21 protein-coding genes and 2 tRNA genes are annotated in these 23,980 nt (G+C 64.0%); 9 read left to right on the top strand and 14 right to left on the bottom strand.

Annotated features, from left to right (window positions below; translation table 11 throughout):
* Positions 1-77: 77 nt before the first annotated feature.
* Both BJF92_RS00510 and BJF92_RS00505 read right to left on the bottom strand, forming a co-directional pair.
* Positions 78-455: a PH domain-containing protein gene (locus tag BJF92_RS00510; protein ID WP_075632837.1), complete on the bottom strand. Its 378-nt coding sequence runs from the start codon at positions 453-455 to the stop codon at positions 78-80.
* A 146-nt stretch (positions 456-601) separates the two neighbouring features.
* Positions 602-955 (bottom strand): hypothetical protein, encoded by a 354-nt coding sequence (locus BJF92_RS00505; protein ID WP_075632836.1) that lies wholly within the window; start codon positions 953-955, stop codon positions 602-604.
* A gap of 453 nt (positions 956-1,408) precedes the next feature.
* Between BJF92_RS00505 and BJF92_RS00500 the strand changes: the two genes are divergently transcribed.
* Positions 1,409-1,699, top strand: coding sequence for a hypothetical protein (locus BJF92_RS00500; protein ID WP_075632835.1), 291 nt, complete (start codon positions 1,409-1,411; stop codon positions 1,697-1,699).
* A 282-nt stretch (positions 1,700-1,981) separates the two neighbouring features.
* Positions 1,982-2,072, top strand: a tRNA-Ser gene (locus BJF92_RS00495).
* A gap of 216 nt (positions 2,073-2,288) precedes the next feature.
* On the opposite strand, the gene BJF92_RS00490 is transcribed toward BJF92_RS00495, so the two are convergent.
* Positions 2,289-2,363: transfer RNA gene (locus BJF92_RS00490), tRNA-Gln, on the bottom strand.
* Between the two features lie 267 nt (positions 2,364-2,630).
* Between BJF92_RS00490 and BJF92_RS00485 the strand changes: the two genes are divergently transcribed.
* Complete coding sequence (locus BJF92_RS00485; protein ID WP_075632834.1) at positions 2,631-3,572, top strand: MBL fold metallo-hydrolase; 942 nt, start codon at positions 2,631-2,633, stop codon at positions 3,570-3,572.
* A gap of 140 nt (positions 3,573-3,712) precedes the next feature.
* Here BJF92_RS00485 and BJF92_RS00480 read toward each other — a convergent pair whose 3' ends face one another.
* From BJF92_RS00480 to BJF92_RS00455, 6 genes are all read right to left on the bottom strand, one after another.
* Entirely contained in the window at positions 3,713-4,663 is a 951-nt protein-coding gene (locus tag BJF92_RS00480; protein WP_075632833.1) for a DUF1499 domain-containing protein, read from the bottom strand.
* A 433-nt stretch (positions 4,664-5,096) separates the two neighbouring features.
* Entirely contained in the window at positions 5,097-7,769 is a 2,673-nt protein-coding gene (ppdK, locus tag BJF92_RS00475; RefSeq protein ID WP_075632839.1) for a pyruvate, phosphate dikinase, read from the bottom strand.
* A gap of 368 nt (positions 7,770-8,137) precedes the next feature.
* Positions 8,138-11,602 (bottom strand): chromosome segregation SMC family protein, encoded by a 3,465-nt coding sequence (locus BJF92_RS00470; protein ID WP_075632832.1) that lies wholly within the window; start codon positions 11,600-11,602, stop codon positions 8,138-8,140.
* 151 nt (positions 11,603-11,753) lie between these two features.
* Positions 11,754-12,572, bottom strand: coding sequence for a DsbA family protein (locus BJF92_RS00465; RefSeq protein ID WP_075632831.1), 819 nt, complete (start codon positions 12,570-12,572; stop codon positions 11,754-11,756).
* A 201-nt stretch (positions 12,573-12,773) separates the two neighbouring features.
* Positions 12,774-13,136, bottom strand: coding sequence for an NIPSNAP family protein (locus BJF92_RS00460; RefSeq protein WP_075632830.1), 363 nt, complete (start codon positions 13,134-13,136; stop codon positions 12,774-12,776).
* A gap of 93 nt (positions 13,137-13,229) precedes the next feature.
* Positions 13,230-13,730, bottom strand: coding sequence for a DUF721 domain-containing protein (locus BJF92_RS00455; protein WP_075632829.1), 501 nt, complete (start codon positions 13,728-13,730; stop codon positions 13,230-13,232).
* A 200-nt stretch (positions 13,731-13,930) separates the two neighbouring features.
* Here BJF92_RS00455 and mutY point away from each other — a divergent pair, with 200 nt between their 5' ends.
* From mutY to BJF92_RS00435, 4 genes are all read left to right on the top strand, one after another.
* Complete coding sequence (gene mutY / locus BJF92_RS00450; protein ID WP_075632838.1) at positions 13,931-15,007, top strand: A/G-specific adenine glycosylase; 1,077 nt, start codon at positions 13,931-13,933, stop codon at positions 15,005-15,007.
* Positions 15,008-15,149: 142 nt separating this feature from the next.
* Entirely contained in the window at positions 15,150-15,761 is a 612-nt protein-coding gene (locus BJF92_RS00445) for an HAD family hydrolase (protein WP_075632828.1), read from the top strand.
* A 56-nt stretch (positions 15,762-15,817) separates the two neighbouring features.
* A complete protein-coding gene (locus BJF92_RS00440) occupies positions 15,818-16,183 on the top strand; it encodes a nuclear transport factor 2 family protein (protein WP_075632827.1) in 366 nt (121 codons plus the stop codon).
* Positions 16,184-16,312: 129 nt separating this feature from the next.
* Positions 16,313-17,350, top strand: a complete 1,038-nt coding sequence (locus BJF92_RS00435; RefSeq protein ID WP_075632826.1) for a calcium-binding protein — start codon at positions 16,313-16,315, stop codon at positions 17,348-17,350.
* Positions 17,351-17,627: 277 nt separating this feature from the next.
* On the opposite strand, the gene BJF92_RS00430 is transcribed toward BJF92_RS00435, so the two are convergent.
* Positions 17,628-18,584: a flagellin N-terminal helical domain-containing protein gene (locus tag BJF92_RS00430; RefSeq protein ID WP_075632825.1), complete on the bottom strand. Its 957-nt coding sequence runs from the start codon at positions 18,582-18,584 to the stop codon at positions 17,628-17,630.
* A gap of 667 nt (positions 18,585-19,251) precedes the next feature.
* Between BJF92_RS00430 and BJF92_RS00420 the strand changes: the two genes are divergently transcribed.
* Positions 19,252-19,875, top strand: coding sequence for a TerC family protein (locus tag BJF92_RS00420; protein ID WP_075632823.1), 624 nt, complete (start codon positions 19,252-19,254; stop codon positions 19,873-19,875).
* A 286-nt stretch (positions 19,876-20,161) separates the two neighbouring features.
* On the opposite strand, the gene BJF92_RS00415 is transcribed toward BJF92_RS00420, so the two are convergent.
* Positions 20,162-21,202: a glutamine synthetase beta-grasp domain-containing protein gene (locus tag BJF92_RS00415; RefSeq protein WP_075632822.1), complete on the bottom strand. Its 1,041-nt coding sequence runs from the start codon at positions 21,200-21,202 to the stop codon at positions 20,162-20,164.
* A 443-nt stretch (positions 21,203-21,645) separates the two neighbouring features.
* On the opposite strand from BJF92_RS00415, the gene BJF92_RS00410 reads away from it, so the two are divergent.
* Positions 21,646-21,825 (top strand): DUF2735 domain-containing protein, encoded by a 180-nt coding sequence (locus BJF92_RS00410; RefSeq protein ID WP_075632821.1) that lies wholly within the window; start codon positions 21,646-21,648, stop codon positions 21,823-21,825.
* Between the two features lie 106 nt (positions 21,826-21,931).
* Here the strand turns inward: BJF92_RS00410 and BJF92_RS00405 are convergent, their stop codons facing one another.
* The 3 genes from BJF92_RS00405 to BJF92_RS00395 form a co-directional block, all read right to left on the bottom strand.
* The gene (locus BJF92_RS00405; protein WP_075632820.1) at positions 21,932-22,948 is read right to left on the bottom strand and encodes a YihY/virulence factor BrkB family protein; all 1,017 of its coding nucleotides are present in this window, start codon (positions 22,946-22,948) and stop codon (positions 21,932-21,934) included.
* Between the two features lie 149 nt (positions 22,949-23,097).
* The gene (locus BJF92_RS00400; RefSeq protein ID WP_075632819.1) at positions 23,098-23,421 is read right to left on the bottom strand and encodes a hypothetical protein; all 324 of its coding nucleotides are present in this window, start codon (positions 23,419-23,421) and stop codon (positions 23,098-23,100) included.
* A 151-nt stretch (positions 23,422-23,572) separates the two neighbouring features.
* Positions 23,573-23,809 carry a DUF378 domain-containing protein gene (locus BJF92_RS00395; protein ID WP_075632818.1) on the bottom strand — a complete coding sequence of 79 codons (237 nt, stop codon included), beginning with the start codon at positions 23,807-23,809 and terminating at the stop codon, positions 23,573-23,575.
* Positions 23,810-23,980: the final 171 nt, after the last annotated feature.

Genomic DNA, 23,980 nt, shown 5'->3' with positions numbered 1-23,980 from the left:
CAAGACGGACGTCAGCTTCATGGCCTGGATCTTCCTGCGCGCGACACACCTTCGACTCAAATGAATGTCAACGCGCCTTAGCGCAGTATGCCGGTCGCCAGCGCCCGCTGGATGCCGCGAACGTCTGTGCCTTTGGACAGGGTCTTCTCGATCGGCACATCGCTGCCGGAAACCCAAATGCGCAGCTCGGTGTCCAGATCGAACGTTCCCGCCGTTTCCACGGAAAAGCGGGTGATCGCGCGATAGGGGATCGAGGTGTAGTCGATGCGGCTGCCGGTCATGCCCTGAACATTGACCAGAATGAGCCGCCCTTCGGTGAAGACGAAGAAGTCCCGGATCAGCTTGAAGGCCAGGAGAGCCTGCTCGCCCTCGATGAGAACGCCATCCAGCCGCTTGTTAAGCTCGGCCGGATCGACCGTTGCGCCATGACCGAGCAGACTGCCGAACAAACCCATGATCCTCTCCCGAGCCCAAGCCCATGCCGTTTCTCTTCCGCGGGGCATCGAAGGCGCCACCGGAAATATCAGCATCCAATAAAGAGCGGCCGCGCCGCCTTTCAAGGGCGGAACGCGCTTTCCACGGCGCTGTCCAACCGCGCGGCTCAGGCCCCGCGAAAATCCACCCGGATCAGCTGGCTGAGAAAGGCCTGTTTCAGCAGCATGTTGAAACGCACGCCGAGATGCACCTCATGACGCAGAATGGCCGTGCAGCCGATTTCATCGTCGAAGCCATTGATCTGCAGGAAGAATTGCGGCGGCAGGGCAATGGCCGGCGACATATCGAGCATGGCGCCGCACAGCGAGATATGCCGCAGGACGGCGCGGTGGAAGGTCCGCGCGCTCAGATGATCGGTGATCACCAGTATGCGGCAGGGCCGCTCGATAAAGTAATGTTTGTAGACGAGCGCCGGCTCGCCGCTGCGCGTCTGCGCGCGGTGCATCAGAAAACTGGTCATACGCCCGCTGTCACTGCACCCATCGGTCGCCAGGCCTCCTCATGATTCCGATTGGTCGAAAATTCCCTTGCGTCACGCAGTGCGGCCTCGACGTCCATTGCGCTTCGTCAATCTGCGCATCATCCTCCGGAAATCAGAAACCTGAAACCCTTAGAAAAGCGTTTCTCCGACGCCCGTAGTCGCTGCCATCGGCAGAAATTGCGCAGGCATTGGCCCATCTGGCGAAATCGGCATAGAAAAGCGGCCGCCTCCTCGGGAACAGAGGCTGGTCATGAATGGTTTACTCCTGCAAATCTCCCCGCAACGGGCCGATCGGCTTGCCTCTCGACAGCCGAGATGCTCCATCGGACATCTGACAGCGACCCGAATTTTTGTGATCGACCTGCCAGGCAAGCACTGCCTTTCCGGTTCGACCGCCCCAACTCTCTTCCAGCGTCTTCAGAAGGTGATCCTATGCGCCAGCTTCTTACCGCCTCTCTCGCCCTTGTGCTCGCTTTGCCCGCCCTTTCGGCCTGCACCACGGCAGGGGACCCGGGCGTTCAGCCCATTCCCGGCAGCATCACCTATGGCGGCCAGCCGCGCACCAAGCTGACAAAGTCCCCCATCGGCAGCACCTTCACCCATCTTCTGACGGACGAGTATGGCCGCCAGGCGGAGGAAGTCTATCGCATCCAGCCGGACCGCTCGCTGAAACTCCTGTCGCGCCGGCGGATCGAAGTGGACGATTTCGGCGGCGGCTTCTGACGCATGGGCCCGACAAACGGGAATCGGTTTTCCGATAAGGCCATGCGATCAGAAAAAGACCTAACAGCGCGTCAGACGGATCGGACAGATCACGACGCGCTTTAACGCCGGCATCACCTGGCTCCGCACAACCTGCCCAGCGCTGCGCGGAGACCAGCCCCACCACCGAAACCACCCACCCGCTCCTGCACTGCCCCTCAAACCTCTTAGCCGTGCAATCAACGCGGAAAAGCGGAAAAACCGCTTGATCCCCAAGGAGAATAGCCCTATCAGGGCGCTACCGGAGAGGTGGCCGAGTGGTCGAAGGCGCTCCCCTGCTAAGGGAGTATACCCCATAAGGGTATCGAGGGTTCGAATCCCTTCTTCTCCGCCATTCCCAATGAAAACAATCAGTTAAAATCGAGAGTCATAAGCCGGCTAATAAGATTTGGCCGAATTGGCGGGCGCGTGTGTGCTTTGGAAGCACAACAGAGCTCCTCGGCTGCGGGAATCGCATGTCATTCCCTGACTACATTGCAAAGCTTGCAGCGCGCGCAGACCTACGTCTGCTCCACGGCCCTGAAGGCCCGTCTCACCGGAAAGGGACAATTGGCTGGGGCGCCTGGATTCGAACCAGGGGATGGCGGTACCAAAAACCGCTGCCTTACCGCTTGGCTACGCCCCATCGCGGTCGAGCCTGAAAAACCCGCTTCGCAAGGTGGCTTGCTCTAGCAAAGCTTGATCGGCGCCTCAACGGGTAAGTTGCCCCGGGCGGAAAAAATCCGGTGAAGATCCATAAGAGCCTTGCGATCCCGGCGCGCGCGAAATGGGAAAGCCTGCGGCTCAACGATCAAAGGGCCGGCAGCGCCGCCTTTCTTTCGAGCGGCTTTGCGCTATAGCAGAAGGCCGATCACGCCGCCCGGTTCCCGGCGCGCCAGAAGGAGGAGCCGATATGGCAGCACCCACGGGGGCCGAGAGCGGTCCGGTTTTCGACCTGACCTTCGAGCCGGCGCATGGGCAGGCAGTGACGGTCGCGCCCGGCGTGCAGCGGATCACGGCGAACAATGCCTCGCCCTTCACCTTTCACGGCACCAACAGCTACATTGTCGGCGAGCGCAGTGTCGCGGTGATCGACCCCGGTCCAGAAAGCGACGAGGCGCATTTTGAGGCGCTGATGCGGGCACTCGACGGTCGCCATGTCAGCCATATTCTGGTCAGCCATACACACCGCGATCATTCGCCGCTGTCGCGCCGGCTGCAGGCGGCCACCGGCGCGCCAATTCTCGGCGAGGGGCCGCACCGCGCCGCCCGGCCGCTCTTTGCCGGGGAGGTCAATCCCTTCGCCGAAAGCAGCGACAGCGCCTTCCTGCCCGATCAGCCGCTTGCCGATGGCGCGCGGGTGGAGGGCGATGGCTGGACGATCACCGCGCTGCACACGCCCGGCCACACGGCCAACCATCTGGTGTTCGCGCTGGAGGGAACGGGCATCCTGTTTTCGGCCGATCATGTCATGGCCTGGTCGACGACGATCGTCGCGCCGCCCGATGGCTCCATGCGCGACTATATGGCCTCGATCGACAAGCTGCTTCTGCGCGACGACACGATTTTCTTCCCCGGCCATGGGGGCCCGGTCGCCGCGCCCAAAGCCTTTCTGCGCGGGCTGAAAACCCATCGGCGGCTGCGCCAGCGGGCGATTCTCGACAGATTGCTGGCCGGCGACCGCACGATCGATGCGCTGGTGCGGGTGATCTATGCCACGACCGACCCCCGCCTGCATGGCGCGGCCGCGCTGTCGGTGCTGGCGCAACTGGAAGACCTCGTGGAGCAGGGCTTGGCCATCTGCGACACCGGCCCGCCGACGCTGGCCGGCCTGTTCCGGCTTGCCGAGGGCTGATGCTGAGAGCAGCGGACCGAAACCGGGCACCGATTTTCGGAAAATCCGGTGCAAAAACAAAAATCTAGAGCGCCGTTTGATCGAGGTAGGTTTCACTCCAGCCCGATTATGCTCTGAAGCATAGCACCCACGCGCCGTGGTCAACTGCCGGCGATGCCGAGCAGTTCCGCATCGAGCGCGCGCAGGAAGGTCTCGGCATAGGCCGCGCCGAAGCCGAGATCGTGCGGTCCGTAGCGCACGGACACGCGCAGGTCGACGAAGGTGGTTTCGGCTTCCTCGCGAAGGCGGATTGCCACGTCGAAGGGCACCGCGGTCAGGGGGGCGGTCACGGGGCTGCGCCATTCGCCCTGCAGCAGGATGTCGCTCGCGCGCTGCCCCGGCATCAGGATCTCGCTGCCCGGATCAGGCCGTGCCGAGGGGATCGGCACATTGCCGGGATCGGCGTCGCCCGCTGGCGCAGCTCTTGGCGCGCCCCGTCTTCGCGGGGCGGGTTTCGGATCGGGATTGGCGGGCATATCCTCGAGATCGGCGGCGGCATTTTCCGTGCCCCGCTCCTCGGTGATCTTCAGGTGCGAGGCCGCCGCCACCGTGTTGACGGCGGCGAAGACCCGGTCGAGCGCGCCATCATAGCGGCGCCCCGTCAGCGTGGGATAGGCTTCCGCCTGCCGCTCGGGCGCCAGAGGGACAACGGGCCTGGGCAGCCAGCCCTGCGCGGCGACGGGCGGCGCGATCCAGGGTGGGGGCTCCGTGGTATCGGTGCTGACCTCTGTCAGCGCCGGGCGGTCGAGAAAACGGTAAAGCCCATAGCCGGCCACACCAAGGGGGATCAACGCATAGGCAAGGCCCACGCAGGCCGCAATGCCGCCGACAGCCGCCACCTGCCAGAGCCGGACGAGGCCGATGACACCGAGCAAGGCCGCCACGGTGGCAAGGCCGGCGGCAAGCAGCGCCAGCGCGATCATATGCGGCGTCGTGACCGTATGCAGCCAGTGGGCAAGGCCCGTTATCACGAGAAGGCCGGCGGAGAAGCGTCCGATCCGCCGCGACCAGCGGGCGGCAGCGGAAACGGGGCGCTCATAGAGAATTTTCATGCGGGGCTGTTCCGTAACCGTCTTTCAGGACTTGCCGTCGGTCTGGCGAAAATAAGCGGTTCGAGAACCGGACCGCAGCGTACTGGACGTCTAGGAGCACCGGAAGCCCGGAAACGCCCTTTGCGGTCGATCAACAGGGATTATCCTATAGACTGTGGTGACCCCCGCCCTGTCGAAAAGACCGTGGATCACCGCCGTCAATGCCGGCCGATTTCGGCTTGCCCCGCCCTGCCCCACCGCACCCAGTGGAATGAATTTGACATTTGATACCCATCTGCGGCGAACTCGAGGATCAAATGTCAAATTCAAAAATTCTACTAGAATCATATAGTTGCTAGTGGTCTGTTAAGATTTTGACATTTGCTCTCAAAGGGGCCGCGAACGGTAGCAAATGTCAAAATCAGACCACTAGACAGCCGGAGAATGCGGCGCGTCAGGCCACACGGGGCACGGTAATGGCGGCCTGTGCGGCGGCGAGCCGGGCGATCGGCACGCGGAATGGCGAGCAGGAGACATAATCAAGCCCGCGCTCCTCGCAGAAGCGGATCGAGGTTGGATCGCCGCCATGTTCGCCGCAAATGCCAAGCTTCAGCGCGTTCTTGGTGCGCCGGCCCCGCTCGGCGGCGATCTGGATCAGCTCGCCCACACCGTCATAATCGATCTGGACGAAGGGATCCTTCTCGATGATGCCCTTGCGCATGTAGGTTTCCAGAAACTGGGCCGCATCGTCGCGCGAGATGCCGAAGGTGGTCTGGGTCAGGTCATTGGTGCCGAAGGAGAAGAAGTCGGCCGATTCGGCAATGACATGGGCGCGCAGCGCCGCACGCGGCAGCTCGATCATCGTGCCGACCAGATAGTCGATCGGCAGGCCTGCCGCGCCGATCACCTCGCGCGCGACCGCATCGATCGACGACTTGACGTAATCGAGCTCGGCCTTGAGGCCGACCAGCGGCACCATGATCTCGGGCACAACGGCGGCCCCCGTCTGGCGTGCGGCCTCCACCGCCGCCTCGAAGATCGCGCGGGCCTGCATCTCGCAGATCTCGGGATAGGAGATGGCCAGCCGGCAGCCGCGATGGCCGAGCATGGGGTTGAACTCGTGCAGCGCATCGATGCGCTCGGACAGCTCGCGCGGGGTCAGGCCCATGCGCGTCGCCACCTCGGCAATCTCGTCCTCCGCCTTCGGCAGGAATTCGTGCAGCGGCGGATCGAGCAGGCGGATGGTCACCGGCAGGCCATGCATGATCGAGAAGAGCTCGACGAAATCCGAGCGCTGCATCGGCAGGAGCTTGGCCAGCGCGGCGCGCCGCCCCGCCTCGTCGGAAGCGAGAATCATCTCGCGCATGACATTGATGCGCTCACCCTCGAAGAACATATGCTCGGTGCGGCAAAGGCCGATGCCCTCGGCGCCAAAGGCGCGGGCGGTGCGCGCATCGGCCGGCGTATCGGCATTGGTGCGCACGCGCATCCGCCTGCTGGCATCAGCCCATTCCATGATCCGGGCGAAATCGCCCGAAAGTTCGGGCTTGAGCATCGGCACCGCGCCCTTGATCACCTGGCCGGAGGAGCCGTCGATGGTGATGATCTCTCCTGCTTTCAGCGACAATCCGCCGCCGATCAGCAGGCCGTTGCGCAGGTCGACGCGCAGATTGCCCGCGCCGGTGACGCAGGGCAGACCCATGCCGCGCGCCACGACGGCGGCATGGCTGGTCATGCCGCCGCGGCTTGTGAGAATGCCGACGGCAGCCGACATGCCGTGAATATCCTCGGGGCTGGTTTCCACCCGCACCAGAATGACGTCGCGGCCCTCCTTGCGCGCGCGTACGGCATCCTCCGAGGTGAAGACGATCGCGCCGCTCGCCGCTCCGGGCGAGGCCGGCAGGCCGGAACCGATCACGGTGCGGCGCGCCTGCGGGTCGATGGTGGTGTGCAGCACCTGGTCGAGCGAGGCGGGATCGATGCGGGCCACCGCATCGTCGCGGCTGATCAGCCGTTCCTCGACCATATCCACCGCGATCTTCAGCGCGGCCTTGGCCGTACGCTTTCCGGCGCGCGTCTGCAGCATCCAGAGCCGGCCGCGCTCGATGGTGAACTCGATGTCCTGCAGGTCGCGATAATGCGCTTCCAGCCGCCGGCAGATCGCCAGAAGCTCGGCAAAGGCTTCCGGCATCAGCTTTTCCAGCGAGGGCTTTTCGGAGCCTGAGGCGATGCGCTGGGCCTCGGTGATGTTTTGCGGCGTGCGGATGCCGGCCACCACGTCCTCGCCCTGGGCATTGACGAGAAATTCGCCGAACAGCAGATTTTCCCCGGTGGAGGGATTGCGGGTAAAGGCCACGCCGGTGGCCGAGCTATTGCCCAGATTGCCGAAGACCATGGCCTGGACATTGACCGCCGTGCCCCATTCCTGGGAGATGTTGTGCAGCATCCGGTAGGTGGTGGCGCGCGGGTTCAGCCAGCTGGCGAAGACCGAGCCGATCGCGCCCCAGAGCTGGGTCTGCGGATCCTGCGGAAACGGCTCGCCGGCCTCCTCCTCGATCACCTGCTTGTAGCGGGCAACGACGGCGCGCCATTCCTCGGCGGTCATCTCGGTTTCCAGCTCGCGGCCGCAGCGCGCCTTCTCATCCTCCAGAATGTCCTCGAACAGGTCATGGCCGAGCCCCATGACCACGTCGCCATACATCTGGATGAAGCGGCGGTAGCTGTCCCAGGCGAAACGCTCATCGCCGGCATCGCGGGCAAGGCCGGCGACGGTCTCGTCGTTGAGGCCGAGATTGAGCACCGTATCCATCATGCCGGGCATGGAGGCGCGCGCGCCGGAGCGCACGGAAAGCAGCAGGGGATGGTCGTTGGAGCCGAAGCTGCGCTCCGTCAGCGCCTCGATCCGGGCGATGCCTGATGTCACCTGCGCCTTCAGCTCCGCATTCAGATGACGCCCGGCCTTGTAGAATTCGTTGCAGGCCTGGGTGATGATGGTGAGGCCCGGCGGCACCGGCAGGCCGAGCGTGCACATCTCCGCGAGATTGGCACCCTTGCCGCCCAGCATTTCGATATCGGCCGCGCGGCCCTCCGCCGTTCCGCCGCCGAAACTATAGACCCACTTCGTCATGCCCGTCTCCACCCTGAAGCCGTGCCCGCTTTCAGAACACCGCTTCCTGAGCGCTTTGCCAAACCGAGGCAAAGCCGCTTCATACCACCCCCGACCCCGCAACGGAGCCGGAAGCGGCCTCTCTCCCGGGAAGGACGCTAGACCATCGCGCCGAAAAGGGGAATCTGATTTCCGCTGTTCCCATGCCCGCCGCGCCGCATCACGGCTTCTTAGCCTGTTGTGTGGCCGGCAGGTTCGCGCTTCCCACGCATAGAAAATTGCGTTGCGGCATTGAGTATGTTGCACCGCACCGGAAAGGGCAAGGAGAAGCACGCGGGTCTGATCAATCTGTCGCAGCCCTGCGACGGCAGGCGGCGCGAATTTTCCGGTCAGCCGGCATCGCGCAACGCCTCGGCGGCCTGCAGATCGACCGAGACCAGCTGGGAAACGCCCTGCTCGGCCATGGTGACGCCAAACAGGCGGTTCATGCGCGCCATGGTGATGGGATTGTGGGTGATGATGACGAAGCGGGTCTCCGTCAGCGCCGCCATCTCCTCCATCAGATTGCAGTAGCGCTCGACATTGTGGTCGTCGAGCGGCGCATCCACCTCGTCCAGCACGCAGATCGGCGCGGGATTGGTGAGGAACACCGCGAAGATCAACGCCAGCGCCGTCAGCGCCTGCTCGCCGCCGGAAAGCAGCGTCATGGTCTGCGGCTTCTTGCCCGGCGGCCGGGCGAGGATTTCCAGGCCGGCATCGAGTGGATCGTCGCTTTCGATCAGTTGCAGCTCCGCCGTGCCGCCGCCGAAGAGATGGGTGAACAGCCGCTGGAACTGGCCGTTGACCACGTCGAAGGCGGCCATCAGCCGTTCGCGCCCCTCGCGGTTGAGGGTCTGGATGGCGCTGCGCAGGGCGCGCACCGCCTCGATCACGTCCTCGCGCTCCTTGAGCAGGGTGGCCAGACGCTCGGCAAGCTCCGCCTGCTCCTCCTCGGCCCGCAGATTGACCCCGCCCAGACGCTCCCGCTCGCCTTTCAGCCGATCGAGCTCACGCTCGACCTGGCGCATGTCGGGCAGAGGACGCCCCTCGACATGACCGGCAAACCGCGCCACCTCGTCCGCCGCGCATTCAAAGGCGGTACCGATCGCCGTCTCGATCTCGGCGCGCCGGCTGCGGATGGACAAAAGCCGCTCTTCCGCACGGCCGCGCGTCTCGCGCGCCTCGGCAAGGCCAGCGAGCGCGGCGGCGGCGTCCTGATCGGCCCGGCGCTGACGCTCTTCGGCCAGCGACAGACGCTCGGCCGCTTCGCGCCGCGCCGTTTCCAGCCGGCTGATGTCGAGTGTCACGGCGCGGCGCTGGCGCTCGCACGCCTCGGGGGCATCGATCAGCTCCGCCATTTCCGCCTGTGCCTCTTCGCGGCGGTCGGCAAGCTCCGTGCCGTAGCGATGGGCGCTTTCCACCCGCGCCGCCCAGCTGGCGCGCTCGCCGGCAATCGCCTCGAGGCGCTTGCGACCGCCAGCGGTCTCGCGCACATCATCGTCATGGGCCGCGCGCGCGGCCAGCGCGCTCTGGCGCTTCTCCCGCACATCGGCCGATTGCCGGTCGAGATCGGCCACGAGCCCGGCCATGTCGGGCAGGGCCGCGCGGGCAGCCGCGACGGCCTCGGCCTGCGCGTCGGCCTCGGCCTCCTGCGCGGCCAGCTGGCTGCGGGTCTCGGCGAGAACCGCGCGGTGTCGCAGCGCCTCGCCGGCCTCGCGCTCGGCCTTGGCCAGGAGATCGCGCATCGAGGAAAGATGACGCACCGCTTCCCGCTCGGTCTCGCGCGCGGTGCGGGCAGCCGCCACGGCCGCCGCGCGCGCGGCACTGGCGGCATTGAGCGCCGCCTCGGCCGCCTTGCGCGCCACCTCCGCCCTCTCCTGCTCACGCCGGATCTCGGCCAGCCGGTTCTTCTGCCCCAGACGCAGGGCCGCCGGGCCGGCGACATCGGCGCCGGTCACATGCCCGTCCCAGCGCCAGACCGCGCCTTCGCGCGTGACCAGCACCTGACCGGAACGCAAATGCGGCTGCAGCCACTCGGCCGTCGCCGCATCCTCGACCATGCCGATCTGCCGCAGGCGCCGGGCAAGCGCCGGCGGCGCGTCGACATAGGAAGACAGCGGTTCGGCCGGCGGCGGCAGCACGGGATCCTCGGCCGGATCGCCCGGCAGGCGCCAATGGGCCGGCGCCTCGCGATCGAGCGGGGATTCAAGATCCTCGCCCAGCGCTGCACCCAGCGCCGTCTCATAGCCCCTGTTGACGACCATGGAATCCATGACCGGCGAGGTGCCGGCCGGCGGCGCACCGGCGGCGAGCATCGCCCCGATCGCACGGGCCTCGGCCGCCAGCGCGCCGAGCGTCTGGCGCGCGGCATCCAGCGGCGCCTTGCCCTCCGCTTCCGTCCGCTCGGCCTCGGTCAGGGTTGCCTCGGCCGCATGCGTGGCAGCAGACGCGGCCTCCAGCCCCTCGCTCGCCTCGGCAACGCGCTCGCGGAAACGGTCAGGGTCGGGGCGCGCCGCCAGCGTCCGATCCAGCCTTTCGAGATCGGCATCGGTGCGGGCGATCTGTTCGGCAAGCTTTTGCCGACGGCCGGCAAGATCGCGGGCGCTGCGGTCGATCTCGCCGCGCGCAGCCTCTGCCGCCGCCCGGGCCGCCATCAGCCGCGCCAGCGCGCCTTCCGCCTGCTCAAGGCGGGCATTGGCGTCCTCAAGGGCTGCTCTGGTGGCGGCATCGCGGGCATCGGCACCGCCAAGCTGGGCCTGAAGCGCGTCTTCCTCAAAGGCGAGCCGCGCCAGCGCGGCGTCATTGTCGGCGATCAGCCGCGCCTCGCGCGCCATATCGTCATCGAGCTGGGCCAGCCGACGGAAGAGCTCCTCACGCCGGCGCATCAGCCGGGCGAAATCCTGCTCCAGCTGGACGCGCGCGATTTCGGCGCGCTGAAGCTGCGCGGCGGTCTCGGCCTCCGCCTCTCGCAGTTCGGGCAGCTTCAGCCCGGCAATGGCCTGCTCCTTGGCCGCATCCATCTGCGCTTGCGCCCGCTCGGCCACGATCACGGTTCCGGCCTTGACCTGGCCATCGGCCTCGGCCTCGGCCGCCCGCACCTCGCTCCAGCGGATATAGAGCAGCATGGCCTCGGCCCGGCGAATCTCCGACGACAGCGTCTTGAAGCGCCCGGCCTGGCGCGCCTGGCGCTTCAGCGCCTCGATGCGGGCTTCGAGCTCGCCGAGCACATCCTCCATCCGCTCCAGATTGCCTTCGGCCGCACGCAGGCGGATCTCTGCCTCGTGCCTGCGCGAATGCAGGCCGGAAATGCCGGCCGCTTCTTCCAGCAGCTGGCGGCGCGCCTGCGGCTTGGCATTGATCAGCTCACCCACCCGTCCCTGGCCGACCATGGAAGGCGAGCGCGCGCCGGTGGAGGCATCGGCGAACAGCAGCTGCACGTCGCGCGCACGCGCCTCGCGGCCATTGATGCGATAGACCGAGCCGCTCTGGCGCTCGATCCGGCGCGTGACCTGGATCTCGTCGGCATCGTTGAAGCCAGCGGGCGCGGTGCGGTCGGCATTGTCGAGATAGAGGCCGACCTCGGCCATGTTGCGCGCCGGGCGGCTGCCGGAGCCGGAAAAGATCACGTCGTCCATGCCCGAGGCGCGCATGTTCTTGTAGGAGCTTTCGCCCATCACCCAGCGCAGGGCCTCGACCAGGTTCGACTTTCCGCAGCCATTCGGCCCGACCACGCCGGTCAGCCCGCGCTCAATGATGAATTCGGCCGGCTCGACGAAGGATTTGAAGCCGACGAGCCGCAATTTGGTGAACTTCACGCAGCCTCGCTTTCGCCATGGATGGCAGCGGCAGAAACGCTGACGGGCGCGAAGACGCGCCCGTCACATGCAGTACCTCGATATTGTAAGCGGGATTTCAGGGAAAACCGCCAAGACTTTCCGCCCTCCCGCTCTGCAGGGGTCGAGCAGATCAGAGAAGCGGATCGATCAGGGCCGACATGGTGTCAAGCGACATGTCACCCGAATAGCGCTTGCCATTGATGAAGAAGGTCGGCGTCGCATTGACGCCGAATTCCTTGGCGCCCTTCTGCATCACGGCGTTGATGTTATCCAGAAGCTTCTGATCGGTCAGGCACTTCTCGAAGCTTTCCTGGGTAAAGCCGGCCAGCTTCGACATCTGCAGCAGCGCATCGCGGCCGTTTTCGGCGGCGGCCCATTGCGTCTGCTGGCGGAAAAGCATGGAGACCATCGGGAAATACTGGCCTTCCGGGGCGCAGCGCGCCAGCATGAAGGCAGCGGCCGCACGCGGATCGAAGGGGAACTCGCGCAGGATGAAGCGGACCTTGCCGGTCTCGACATATTTCTGCTTCACCGCGTCGAAGGTGGTGTTGTGGAAATGCGCGCAGTGCGGGCAGGTCATCGACATATATTCGACCACCGTCACCGGCGCATCGGCCTTGCCGATCGACATTTCCGGCAGCGGGCCCGGCGCCATCAGCTTGGCGACGTCGACCTCGCCATCGGCCTTCGGCACCTCTGCGGTCGTGGCGGGCGTGGTGGAGCCGGTGGTCGCCGGCGCGGCGGTTGCCGCCGTCGAAGCCGGAGTAGACTGGCCGGCCGCAGGCGTCGCCGGCGTGGTGGCCTGGGCAGTAGATTGTGTGGCGGCGGGCGCCCGGCTTGCTGCGCCTTCCTTCTTCTCGTCGCTGCAGGAGGCCAGCACGAGCGCCGCGGCACAGAGCGCGACACTGGCGCTCAGGCGCTTGGAGGAACGGACCGCGGAAAGAAACATCGGGTTCACCTGTTTCAAAAAAAGAACTGGCCTTGCGATATAGCGCCTTGAAACCCCTCACAAGGGGCACCCCCGGCACAAGCTTCAAAGATTTGTGACTCAAGGCTGCGGCAAAAGGAAGGCCTGAAAAATCGCTCCGGCGCGCTGGCCGAGAACACCGCAGGGCCGCGGCGCGCTCCGACCGCAGGTGCGGACGGAGGATCAAACTTCACCCATCGAACCTGAGAAACACCGCTGCGCCCGCAGCCCGGCGATCGCCGCTGCATTCATGGGCACGACGATCTTCGTGGCGCCGGCGATGCGAGAGACGATCTCCTCGCGTGGCCCGGTGCGCCAGTCATCGCCGGCATAAAAGGCGGCCTGCTGCGCTTCAAGCGCTTCCATCGTCTCAAAGGCGCGGATCAGACCATAGCCATCGGCATCGTGCAGCGAACGCCCATGCCAGACGACATCAATGCCGTGTTTCAGGTGCAGCGGCACGCTGACCTCCTGCATGATCGCGAAGAAGGCCGCGCCGCTGCCCGGCGTCAGCCGGTACGTGAGGATTTCGACAATCTGATCCATGCGCACCCGTCCGTCCGTCACCGTCTCCAAGATGCGGGTGATAGACGATGGTGACAGAGCATGACAAGCCGAACCGCCACGGCATGCGAAGGGTCACCGTGCGGCGAGAACGCCGCGCCCGAGCCGCCTGAGCGCGGCTTTGAGCGTTTCGCTCTCGATGCCGGAAACCATGTCCTCCAGCTCCATTTTCGAGGCGGCATCCAGCGGGCGCAGGCGGCGGCCGGGGCGCGGCGGGGGCGACACCGGCTTCTGCACGATGCGCACCTGGGCGATCGCCGGAAAACCGAAGAAACTGTTGATGCGCTCGATCATCTCGCCCTTGGCATGGCTCAGGAACAGCGCCTGCGCGCCCTCGCAGGCCACCACCAGCGTGCCCGGCCGCTGCGCCTCCCGGCCATTGGCATCGCGTTCGCGCGGCGGCCAGGCGATCTTTTCCGGCCGGCTGGACAGGGCGAATTCCGCGCCGACGATCTCGTCCCAGGCGCCGAGGAGAAAGGTGTTGATGCCGGCGCGGCGCGCCAGCACGGGATCGATGATGCCATTGGCGATCTCGCTGATCTGCACGATGCCGCGCGAAGGAACGCTCTTCTTCACATCATCTCCTGGAGGTCTTCATGCTGATCGCCTCGGCCGAACCTGCCTGCCTTGCCCTGACAACGCCGAGCTTTAGGAACAGGTTTCCGCAGACCCGCGGCTTGAACCACGACGCTGTCTCGGCCAAGTATAGGCGCGAAACCATGCGCACGCCATCCGACATCTCCCCCTCGCCCCTCCCCGATGCCACCGCGCAGCCGATGCCGGACACGCGCGCCGTCGCCCCGTTGTTGCTCAGCTGGTATGACCGCCACCATCGCAGCTTTCCCTGGCGGGTGCCGCCGGCAGAGGGACAGCACGGCTTAAGGGCGCAGCCCTATCATGTCTGGCTGTCGGAGGTGATGCTGCAGCAGACCACGGTGCAGGCCGTCATCCCCTATTTCGAGCGCTTCCGCACGCTCTGGCCGCGTGTGGAGGATCTGGCCGCCGCCGAGACGGAGGATGTGATGAAGGCCTGGGCGGGGCTCGGTTACTATGCCCGCGCCCGCAACCTGAAGAAATGCGCCGAAGCGGTGGCGCGCGACCATGGCGGCCGCTTTCCCGACACCGAGGAAGGCCTGCGCGCTTTGCCCGGCATTGGCGACTATACCGCCGCCGCTGTGGCCGCGATCGCCTTTAACCGGCCGAGCGCCGTGGTGGACGGCAATGTCGAGCGCGTCATCTCCCGCCTGTTTCGCGTGGAGGAAAGCCTGCCGGCGGCCAAGCGGGAATTTCGCGCGCTGACGGCCAGCATCACCCCGAAGGAGCGCCCCGGCGATTTCGCCCAGGCGATGATGGATCTCGGCAGCACGATCTGCACGCCGCGCCGGCCCGTCTGCGCCCTCTGTCCGCTCAACGGGCACTGTCTGGCCTATCGCACGGGTGCTGAGATCGAGACCTATCCGCGCAAGGCGCCAAAGAAGGAAAAGCCGGTGCGCCGAGGCGCCGCCTTTGTGGCGCGGGCGGCCGATGGCGCCATTTTTTTGCGCCGGCGGATCGACAGCGGCCTTCTCGGCGGCATGAGCGAGGTGCCGAGTACCGCTTGGTCCGCCCGCACCGACGGCGCGACTGAAGCCGATGCCGCACCCTTTGCCGCCGACTGGCAGGCTTGCGGCAGCGTCACCCATGTCTTCACCCATTTCTCCCTTGAGCTCACCGTCTTCGCCGCCGACAGGCTGGAGGCAATCCGGCGCAATGATGGCTGGTGGGAGCCGGCGGCAAGCCTCTCCGGGGCCGCCTTGCCAACGGTGATGAAAAAGGCGATCGCGCTGGCCTTCCCGCAGGCGCTGGCGTCTTGAGGCTGTAGGCGGCGCCGGGCCGACTTTGCAGTCTTCCCCGTGAGACGGGGAGCGGATAAAGCTTGCGCACCCTCCGCCAGCGCCCTGCATCGTGCCGCAGGGCTGGGGGATCACGATTTTGACCGCGCACCGGAGCCTTCCCATGACCGCCATCCGCCATATCGTGTTCGACATCGGCAAGGTGCTGATCCATTACGATCCCAACCTGCCCTATCAGCGCATCATCCCCGATCCCGAAGAGCGTGCCTGGTTCTTCGCCAATATCTGCACCCATGACTGGAACCTGGAGCAGGACCGCGGCCGCAGCTGGGCGGAGGCCGAGGAGCTGCTTGTTGCCCGCCATCCCGAGCGCGAGGCAGAGATCCGCGCCTTTCGCACGCATTGGCGCGAGATGGTGCCGCACGCCTATGAGGGCAGCGTGGCGATCTTCAAGACACTGATCGAACAGGGGCAGGACGTGACCATGCTCACCAATTTTGCCGCCGACACCTTCCGCGAGGCGCAGGAAATCTTCCCCTTCCTGACCCTGCCGCGCGGCGTGACGGTGTCGGGCGAACAGCGGCTGATCAAGCCTGATGTGGCGATCTATGAGGCCCATGCGCAGGCCTTCGGCCTGACGCCCGCCGCCACGCTGTTCATCGACGACGCACCGGCCAATGTCGAAGGGGCGCGCTCGGCCGGCTGGCAGGCCGTGGCCTTCACCGATGCCGAAACGCTCCGGGCCGATCTCGCCCGTTATGGCTTCACCGTCTAATCCAGCCTGTCCCGGCCTTTGTGCTCTTGCATGAGGCCCGCAAAGAAAGCGTCCCGATGATGATCGACCCCGTCCGCCGACTGATCGACTTTCACGCCGCCATCAACGCGCTCGATTTCGCGACGATCGAAGCCGCCTTTGCCGAGGATGCCGTCTATGCCTCCGGCAAGGTCGGCGCGCTTGAAGGGCGCGCCGCGATCATGGCGGCGTTCCGCCGCTATTTCGCGCAATATCCGGACCAGGTGGCCGAGGACAGCCTGGTCGAAGCCGTGTCCCCGCTGGCCGCCCGCTCTGTCTGGCGGCTCAAGGCCCATGACGCGACCAGCGGCGCGCCGCTGATCAGAGAAGGCGAGGAAACGATCACCTTCAACCATGAAGGGCGGATCCTTTCCGTCGCGGTCACCGATTACGCGGCCCTGTGAGCCTGTTGTGGTCCGCGCCGCGAGCGCGTTAACGAATGATCACCGAAAAAACACAATTCCTTCAGTTTCGGTTCAGGCATTGCACAGCATTCTCCCGCCATCGAAAACACCGGATTCAGGAGGATCACCATGGCCACGATCAAGGGCACCAACTTCGCCGACACGATCTATCAGAGCGACTACAATCTCGCTGCCGTGACGATCTACGCCTATGGCGGCAATGACACGATCAAGCTCGACATCACCGACAGCGATGGCGGCGACAATGATGTCTACGCCGGCGCGGGCAACGACACCGTCGTCAACAATTTCGAGGGTGGCAACATCATCGACCTGGGTTCGGGCAACGACTATTATCTTGCCGATATCAAGGCCTTCGCTTCCAAGAGTTTCGACAAGGTCTACGGCGGCGACGGCAACGACCTGTTCGAGATCAACGGCCAGGTCAGCGACTATTTCGGCGGCAATGGCAACGACACCTTCCTGTCGGTCGGCTACAACAATCTGTTCGACGGCGGCAATGGCAACGACACGATCAGCTACGAGATCCAGGACGACTATGCCTCGCAGGCAGGCCTCGGCGTGACCGTCGATCTCAACAAGGGTCGCGCCGTCATCACCAAGGACCGCGTCGAAATCCTGAAGAACATCGAAAACGCCACTGGCACCGACTCGGCCGATGATCTGTTCGGCAATTCCAAGGCCAATGTGCTCAAGGGCCTCGGCGGCGCCGACATCCTCAAGGGCTTTGCCGGTGACGACGATCTGTTCGGCGGCGCTGGCGACGATGACCTGTTCGGCGGCGCCGGCCGAGACATTCTCGTCGGCGGCCTGGGCAGCGACTATCTCAAGGGGGAGCAGGGCGCCGATACGTTTGAATTCGACTCCGTCGCCGATTCCGCCGTTGGCGCGAAACGCGACGTCATCCTCGACTTCAGCGCCAAGCAGGGCGACCTGATCGACCTCAAGTCGATCGACGCGGATGTCTATTCGAGCGGCGACCAGTCCTTCAGCTTCATCGGCGGCAAGAGTTTCTCGGGCGAAGCCGGCGAACTGCGCTTCTCCAAGGGCATTCTGTCCGGTGATGTCGATGGCGATGGCCGCGCCGATTTCGAGATCGCGGTCAAGGGCGTCACGAAGATGTATGTCGACGACTTCGTGCTGTAAGCTTTGATCCTGGACCATCGGGCGAAAGGCGGAAACCGGCTTTCGCCCGAAGTTCCCGCGCGTGGCGGCCAGAGCATCGCGCCAGGGATGGTCGGCTGAGACGCTCTGAAACAGCCTGTTTCAGGAAACGGAAAACCCGCTGCTGCTTCGGCGTCCTGCCGGCGGCGCGGGTTTTTTCCTTTTGGGAGGCAGCCGCCTTGCGGGCACAGCGCCAGAAACGATTAAGGCCGCGCCCCCATGAGGGGCGCGGCCTGATCTCAGGATCTTCCGCCGGAGATTAGCGGAAGAGCGACAGAACGCTGTCTGCGCTGGAATTGGCAATCGAAAGCGCCTGGATACCCAGCTGCTGCTGGGTCTGCAGAGCCTTCAGCTTCGTCGACTCCTCGTTCATATCCGCATCGACCAGTCGCCCGACGCCCTTGGTGATCGTGTCACGCAGGTCGTTGATGAAGGTGTTCTGCAGATCGATACGCGCATTGGCCGCACCGATGTTTGCCGCTGCGTTGGTCAGGTTGCGCAGCATGGTCTCAACAGCGTTGAGCATCTGCTCGACCTGGTTGTCGGTCGTGCCAGACGAGACGGCGATCGCGTTCCCGCTTGCTGTCGTCGTGCTGTTGGCATTCACGAGGAAGTAGGTCGCCGATGCCGTGCCGGCCGAGTTGTAGCCGGCGACGTCCATCGTCAGCTGACCACGCTGGGCGTTGCTCGTGTCGACCAGGGTCGACGTCGAGGTGTCATAGGCGATCGTGCCGATCGACACCGAGCCCGAACCAGAGCGCGTGAACGAGGCCACCATGGTCTTGATCTGGGGCGCCGTCGTAGACGTGTTGTAAAGCCAGTTCTCTCCCGAGAAAGATGCAGACTGCGCAGTCGACAAGAGCTGATTGCGCAGTTCGGTGATTTCCTTGTTGATCTTGTCCTTGTCGACGCCGGGCTCGCGCGCGGCAACCAACTTGGCCTTGATCTGGGTTACGACATCGATCGCCGTGTTGAGGCCGGTATAGGCGGTATCGGTCTTGGCGGCAGCCAGGCCGAGAGCGTCTGCAACAGCGCCGAGGGCTTTGTTGTCCGACTTCATGGTCGTGGCGATCGACCAGTAGGCAGCGTTGTCAGCTGCCGTCTGCACCTTCAAGCCGGAAGAAATGTGACCCTGCGTATCGCTCATATTTGAGCTGATCGTGCGCAAAGTCGACAAAGCGGCAATAGCAGATGCGTTCGTAATAATGCTCGTCATAACATTGTCCCTCAAAGGTACCAGAAACACGGGGGACATACCGGACTACAATACTTACCGGTCACAACGATATGGCTTCATGCCCCTTTGATGCCCAGCTGATCTCCGCTTTTGCTGGCGTCAAACCCGTCGCGTGAATGAGAATGTGACAGGGATTTCTTGAAAGATGGTTAAGCGACGGTTGTCGTAGGGGCGAAGAGGAAAGATTTGATTCAGCATGCGCTGAGAAAATAGGTTAGACATATGAAAACAAAGGGTCTTTTTTTAATTTCTGCACAGTCGGAAAAAATGCCCGGAAGAGGAATGGCCTGACCTCTTGCCATACGACGCGCAATCCGCGATGGCACGAACAGGACAAGCTGATATCGTCACCGCCCGGCATGACCACGGCAAAACGCAGGGAGGAAACATCCAAGCGGCGCCGATTGGTCATGCCTGCGGCGCGGTCGGCATGTCCGGACATGGCGCTCGGCCGGCTTTGGCCCTTCCCTTTCGGCGGGAATCCGGATCTGGCGCTGAAGCAAACGACAAAAGGCAGAGGACGCGGCCAGGCCGCCGATCCGCCCATCATCCCTGACGGAAACCCGGCAGGCGCCCGCGCGTTTGCCACCCGTCTTCACCTCTGTCCCGCCACCTTCGTTGTGGCGGCCATTTAAGGCTTCTGTGTATGGATTTCCTCACGCCCGAAGGGATCACCGCTCTTCTCCAGGTCATCGCCATCGATCTCGTTCTGGCCGGTGACAATGCCATCGTCATTGGCCTGGCCGCGGCCGGCCTGCCGGCCGATCAGCGCAAGAAGGCCATCCTGGTCGGCATCGCCGCCGCAACGATCCTGCGCATTGCCTTCGCCGCCGTGACGGTGCAATTGCTCAGCCTTGTCGGGCTGCAGCTCATCGGCGGCCTCCTGCTTCTCTGGGTCTGCTGGAAGATGTGGAGCGAGCTTCGCTCGGCCGACAACAATGCCGATGCACATGCGCAGACGGAGGAGACCCACGTCAAGAAGACCTTCCTGCAGGCCGCCACGCAGATTGTCATCGCCGATGTGTCGATGTCGCTCGACAATGTGCTGGCCGTCGCTGGTGCGGCGAAGGAGCACCCGACGGTGCTGGTGATTGGCCTGGCCATTTCGATCGCGCTTATGGGGCTGGCCGCCAATCTGATCGCCTCGCTGCTGCACCGCCACCGCTGGATCGCCTATGTCGGCCTGGCCGTCATTCTCTATGTGGCGGTCACCATGTGCTACCATGGCGGCGTGGAGATCTGGCCCTATGTGAGCAAGCTCACGGCCTGAGGCTAGAGCATCGGACCGAAAAGTGGGAACCGGTTTTCGGAAAAATCCGATGCAAAAACAAAAATCTAGGGCATCGCACTGAGGACTGTTTTCAGTCCGATGCTCTAGAAGCGGTTTTCCGCATCGGACGAGCACGATCGTCCGTCCGATGCTCTGCCAAGATCCGGCGGCGCGCACAAGCGCGCCGCCTTTTTTCGTCCATGAAACACATAAGCCTCCGCGCTGGCGGAGGCTTATGTGTTTCATGAAAGAATGGCGCCGGCAGAACCGGCGCCATCGATCAGGTTCAGGCGGCAGCCGAAGCTTCGCCGGAGGTCGGGACTTCCGCAATCGTCTTCAAAACGATCGAGGCGATCTGGTAGGGGTCGCCCTGCGAGTTGGGGCGGCGGTCTTCGAGATAGCCCTTGTAGTCGTTCTTGATGAACGAGTGGGGAACGCGGATGGAAGCACCGCGGTCAGCAACGCCGTAGGAGAACTTGTTCCACGGTGCCGTCTCGTGCTTGCCGGTCAGACGCTTGTCGTTGTCGGGGCCGTAGACGTCGATATGTTCCATCAGGTTCTTCTCGAAAGCCGCCATCAGGGCTTCGAAATAGGCCTTGCCGCCAACTTCGCGCATGTACTTGGTCGAGAAGTTGCAGTGCATGCCCGAACCGTTCCAGTCCGTGTCGCCGAGCGGCTTGCAATGGTACTCGATATCGATGCCGTACTTCTCGGTCAGGCGCTGCAGCAGGTAGCGGGCCATCCAGATCTCGTCGGCGGCGCGCTTGGAGCCCTTGCCGAAAATCTGGAATTCCCACTGGCCCTTGGCGACTTCTGCGTTGATGCCTTCATGGTTGATGCCGGCGGCAAGGCAGAGATCCAGATGCTCTTCGACGATCTCGCGGGCGACATCGCCCACATTGCTGTAGCCAACGCCGGTGTAGTAGGGGCCCTGCGGCGCGGGGTAGCCGTGTTCGGGGAAGCCGAGCGGACGGCCGTTCTGGTAGAAGAAATATTCCTGCTCGAAGCCGAACCAGGTGCCTTCGTCGTCGAGGATCGTCGCACGGGCATTGGTCGGGTGCGGCGTGACGCCATCCGGCATCATGACTTCGCACATGACGAGGGCACCGTTCGTCCGGGCCGGATCGGGATAGATCGCGACGGGCTTCAGCACGCAGTCGGAGCTGCGGCCTTCGGCCTGCATCGTCGAGCTACCGTCAAAGCCCCAGAGCGGCAGCTGCTCGAGCGTCGGAAACGTATCGAATTCCTTGATCTGCGTTTTCCCGCGGAGGTTCGGGACCGGCTTGTAGCCGTCGAGCCAGATGTACTCGAGCTTATACTTGGTCATGTTCAATCTCTCATCACGTGTGGTGCTGCAAACTGCACATTCAGAAAGGGCGTGCCGCATGATCGGGCCGCCACCGCTTCCACGGATATAAGAAAGCATTTTGCGTGCCAGACTCATGGCGCACGGCTCATGATTTTGCAGGCGCGGACGGCTGTGATCGGGGCAAGACGGCACCGGGGACGACAAGCCTTACCCTGCACATGAGCCATCCCGTTGATCCATTGAAGAAATTCTTAATTTCGCAGAGATCGCCGCTGGCTATGGCAGGCTATCGCCCGTTTCTTAGGAACTGTGGCGCTGCTTTAGGCGTTCTTGAAGGTTAATGGCCACGCCGCGATGGCTACTGTCAAAAAACCTTCAAATAGGACAGCCTTGCTGATTGATTTTTAGTCAGGAAGCGCAAATTATAGGCATACAAGGATCATAGAGTACAGGGACATCCCATGAAGACCATTGAACAGACTGGTGGCGCGACCATCATTCCCTTCCCTCTGGGCGGCTTGCGCCGCGACCGTGAATCGATTGCTCAAGACGCGCGCCTGACCGTTGCCAAGGAGGTCGCACCCTTTATCGACCAGTGCTGGTATCACGAGGAAGCCATGCGCGAGCCGGAGCGGCATTGAGCAGCTTGCCAGCACGTCTTCTCCGGGAGGAGATAGCAAAGCCCGATACCGGTGGAGAGGCCGGGATCGGGCTTTTTGCTTTTCAGATTGTGTGAAACAGTCCTGATCAATCCATGCTGCGGCCGACCGTATCGGCGACATAGGCGCCACGCTGCCCCAGCGGCCGTTCCGCGCCTGTCGTGGTGTCGCGGGCTGTCTGATGTTCCAGCTCCGCATTGATCTCCGCGCCGACGATGAGGATGATCACGGAAATCCAGGTCCAGATCATGAAACCGATCAGCGCGCCAAGCGTGCCATAGGTCGCGTTGTAATCGGCGAAATTGTCGATGTAGTAGGAATAGCCGAGCGAGGCCACCAGCCAGGCCAGAGTGGCAAAGGCAGCACCCCAGGTGAGCCAGGGCAATTTCGCCCGTTCGCGGCTCGGGCCGAAGCGATAGACCATCACCACGGCGGCCGAGACCAGCACGAGCAGGAACGGCCAGCGCAGCGTGCGGGCCAGAAGCTCGGTCCAGCGATCAAGCCAGAGATAGGCGAGAACCGCGGGCAGAACGCCGATCAGCGCCACCAGCACCATGGCGATCACGAGAAAGCCGATGGTGAAAGCAAAGGACATCAGCGTCAGCTTCAGGAAGCTGCGCTTCTCCTTCTCATTATAGGCGACGTTCATGGCATCGAACACCGCCAGCGTGCCATTATGCGCGCTCCACAACGCCACGCCGAGACCGACGAGGAAGCCGATGCTGAGCGAGGAGGTCTTCTGCGCCGTCAGCGCGCCGAGCTGGTTGAGAATGATGTCCATCGTGCCGGCCGGCAGCATGCCGTTGAGAAAGCCGATGGAAGCGCCGATGGACTGGGGATCGGCGATGATGCCGTAAAGCGACACCAGCGCGCCCAAGGCGGGAAACAGGGCAAGCAGCATATAGAAGGTGACGCCGGCGGCGATCAGGGTCACACGGTCATCCGAGACCTCGTGAACAACGCGCCAGAACACATCCTTCAGCCCGCGAATGGGAATCTGGTGCGGCGCCTCGGCTTGACGTCCTCGCCCGGCCTGCGCCGGCTCTCGCAAATCCTGCGCCTCGTTTTCCGCCTCGTCACCTGGCACGATGCCCGTCTGCGCCATCTCATCCCCCATTTTGACGCCCTCGCCCTGCGCGAGAGCCGATTACAGGCCCTGCAACCTTTGCTTGACCGTCCCAGCCCAAATGCGCCGCTATGCTTGCGATCCGCCTGCCGCTCTACTGCGCACACTTTTCCAGCGAGCTGACGCGCTCAGCCGGGATTGGCCTTGGGCGCGACATCCCCCGGCTTGATCACGGGCGTTGTGCCCTGCTGCGGCGGCGGGCTCACCATGTCGCCATCGCCCGTCGCCGGCGGCGCCAGAACGCCGTTGCAATTGTCCAGCCGCTCCGTGAGCGAAGCGCTGCCGTGATTGGGATTTGCGCCGGTACCGGTCGAAGAGGGCGCACCGGTGCAATTGGTGCCGCCGGGCGCCGGCGCGGTCTGCGCGATCGTTAGCGTTGCCATCAGCGCAGCGGCCGCGAAGGCAGCCGCTGCGACAAGGCGGCAGTGACGCGTCGACGCTTGTTTGAACATCGGACTCTCCTGCTTTCGCCAAGGCAACGCAAAGCCGCGCCTTCTGTTCCCGCTCCGCATGCCCTCTCCCTCCCCTGCTGCGCAGAAAAATGCCGCCCCGTGCTGGTCGGGGCGGCCGGACGATCAAGGCTGGAGAAGCGATCCCGCAGGATTAGCGATGAATGATATTGGCTTCGGCCCGGGTCTCGCCTGCCGACATCGACTTGAAGAAAGGCACCAGCTGCCAGACGGCCGAAAGGCCGACAAGCACATAGACGATGGTGGACAAGGCACTGTCCCGACCGCCGAACAGGGCCGCGACGAGATCGAAATCGGCCAGTCCGACCAGAAGCCAGTTCAGGCCGCCAATGATGACGAGAAGCAGCGTGATGATGTTAAGCGCTCGCATAATCAACTCCGTTTTCAAGGAAGGGCAATCACGAAAGCAAAACCAAAGCGGATTCCCTTTGTTCCTCTCGCTTCTTGTCACGGAAAATCATCTAGAGTCTGTCAGCACTACTCGGAATCGCGATGAGATTCCCTTGGGTTTGATTTTGTGATTCAAGATCATTGCTGGATT

It is taken from the genome of Xaviernesmea rhizosphaerae (assembly GCF_001938945.1).
In the GTDB taxonomy this organism is placed as follows: domain Bacteria; phylum Pseudomonadota; class Alphaproteobacteria; order Rhizobiales; family Rhizobiaceae; genus Xaviernesmea; species Xaviernesmea rhizosphaerae.
The sequence above is the reverse complement of the archived record's forward strand: the minus strand, read 5'-3'. Positions and strand labels throughout refer to the sequence as shown.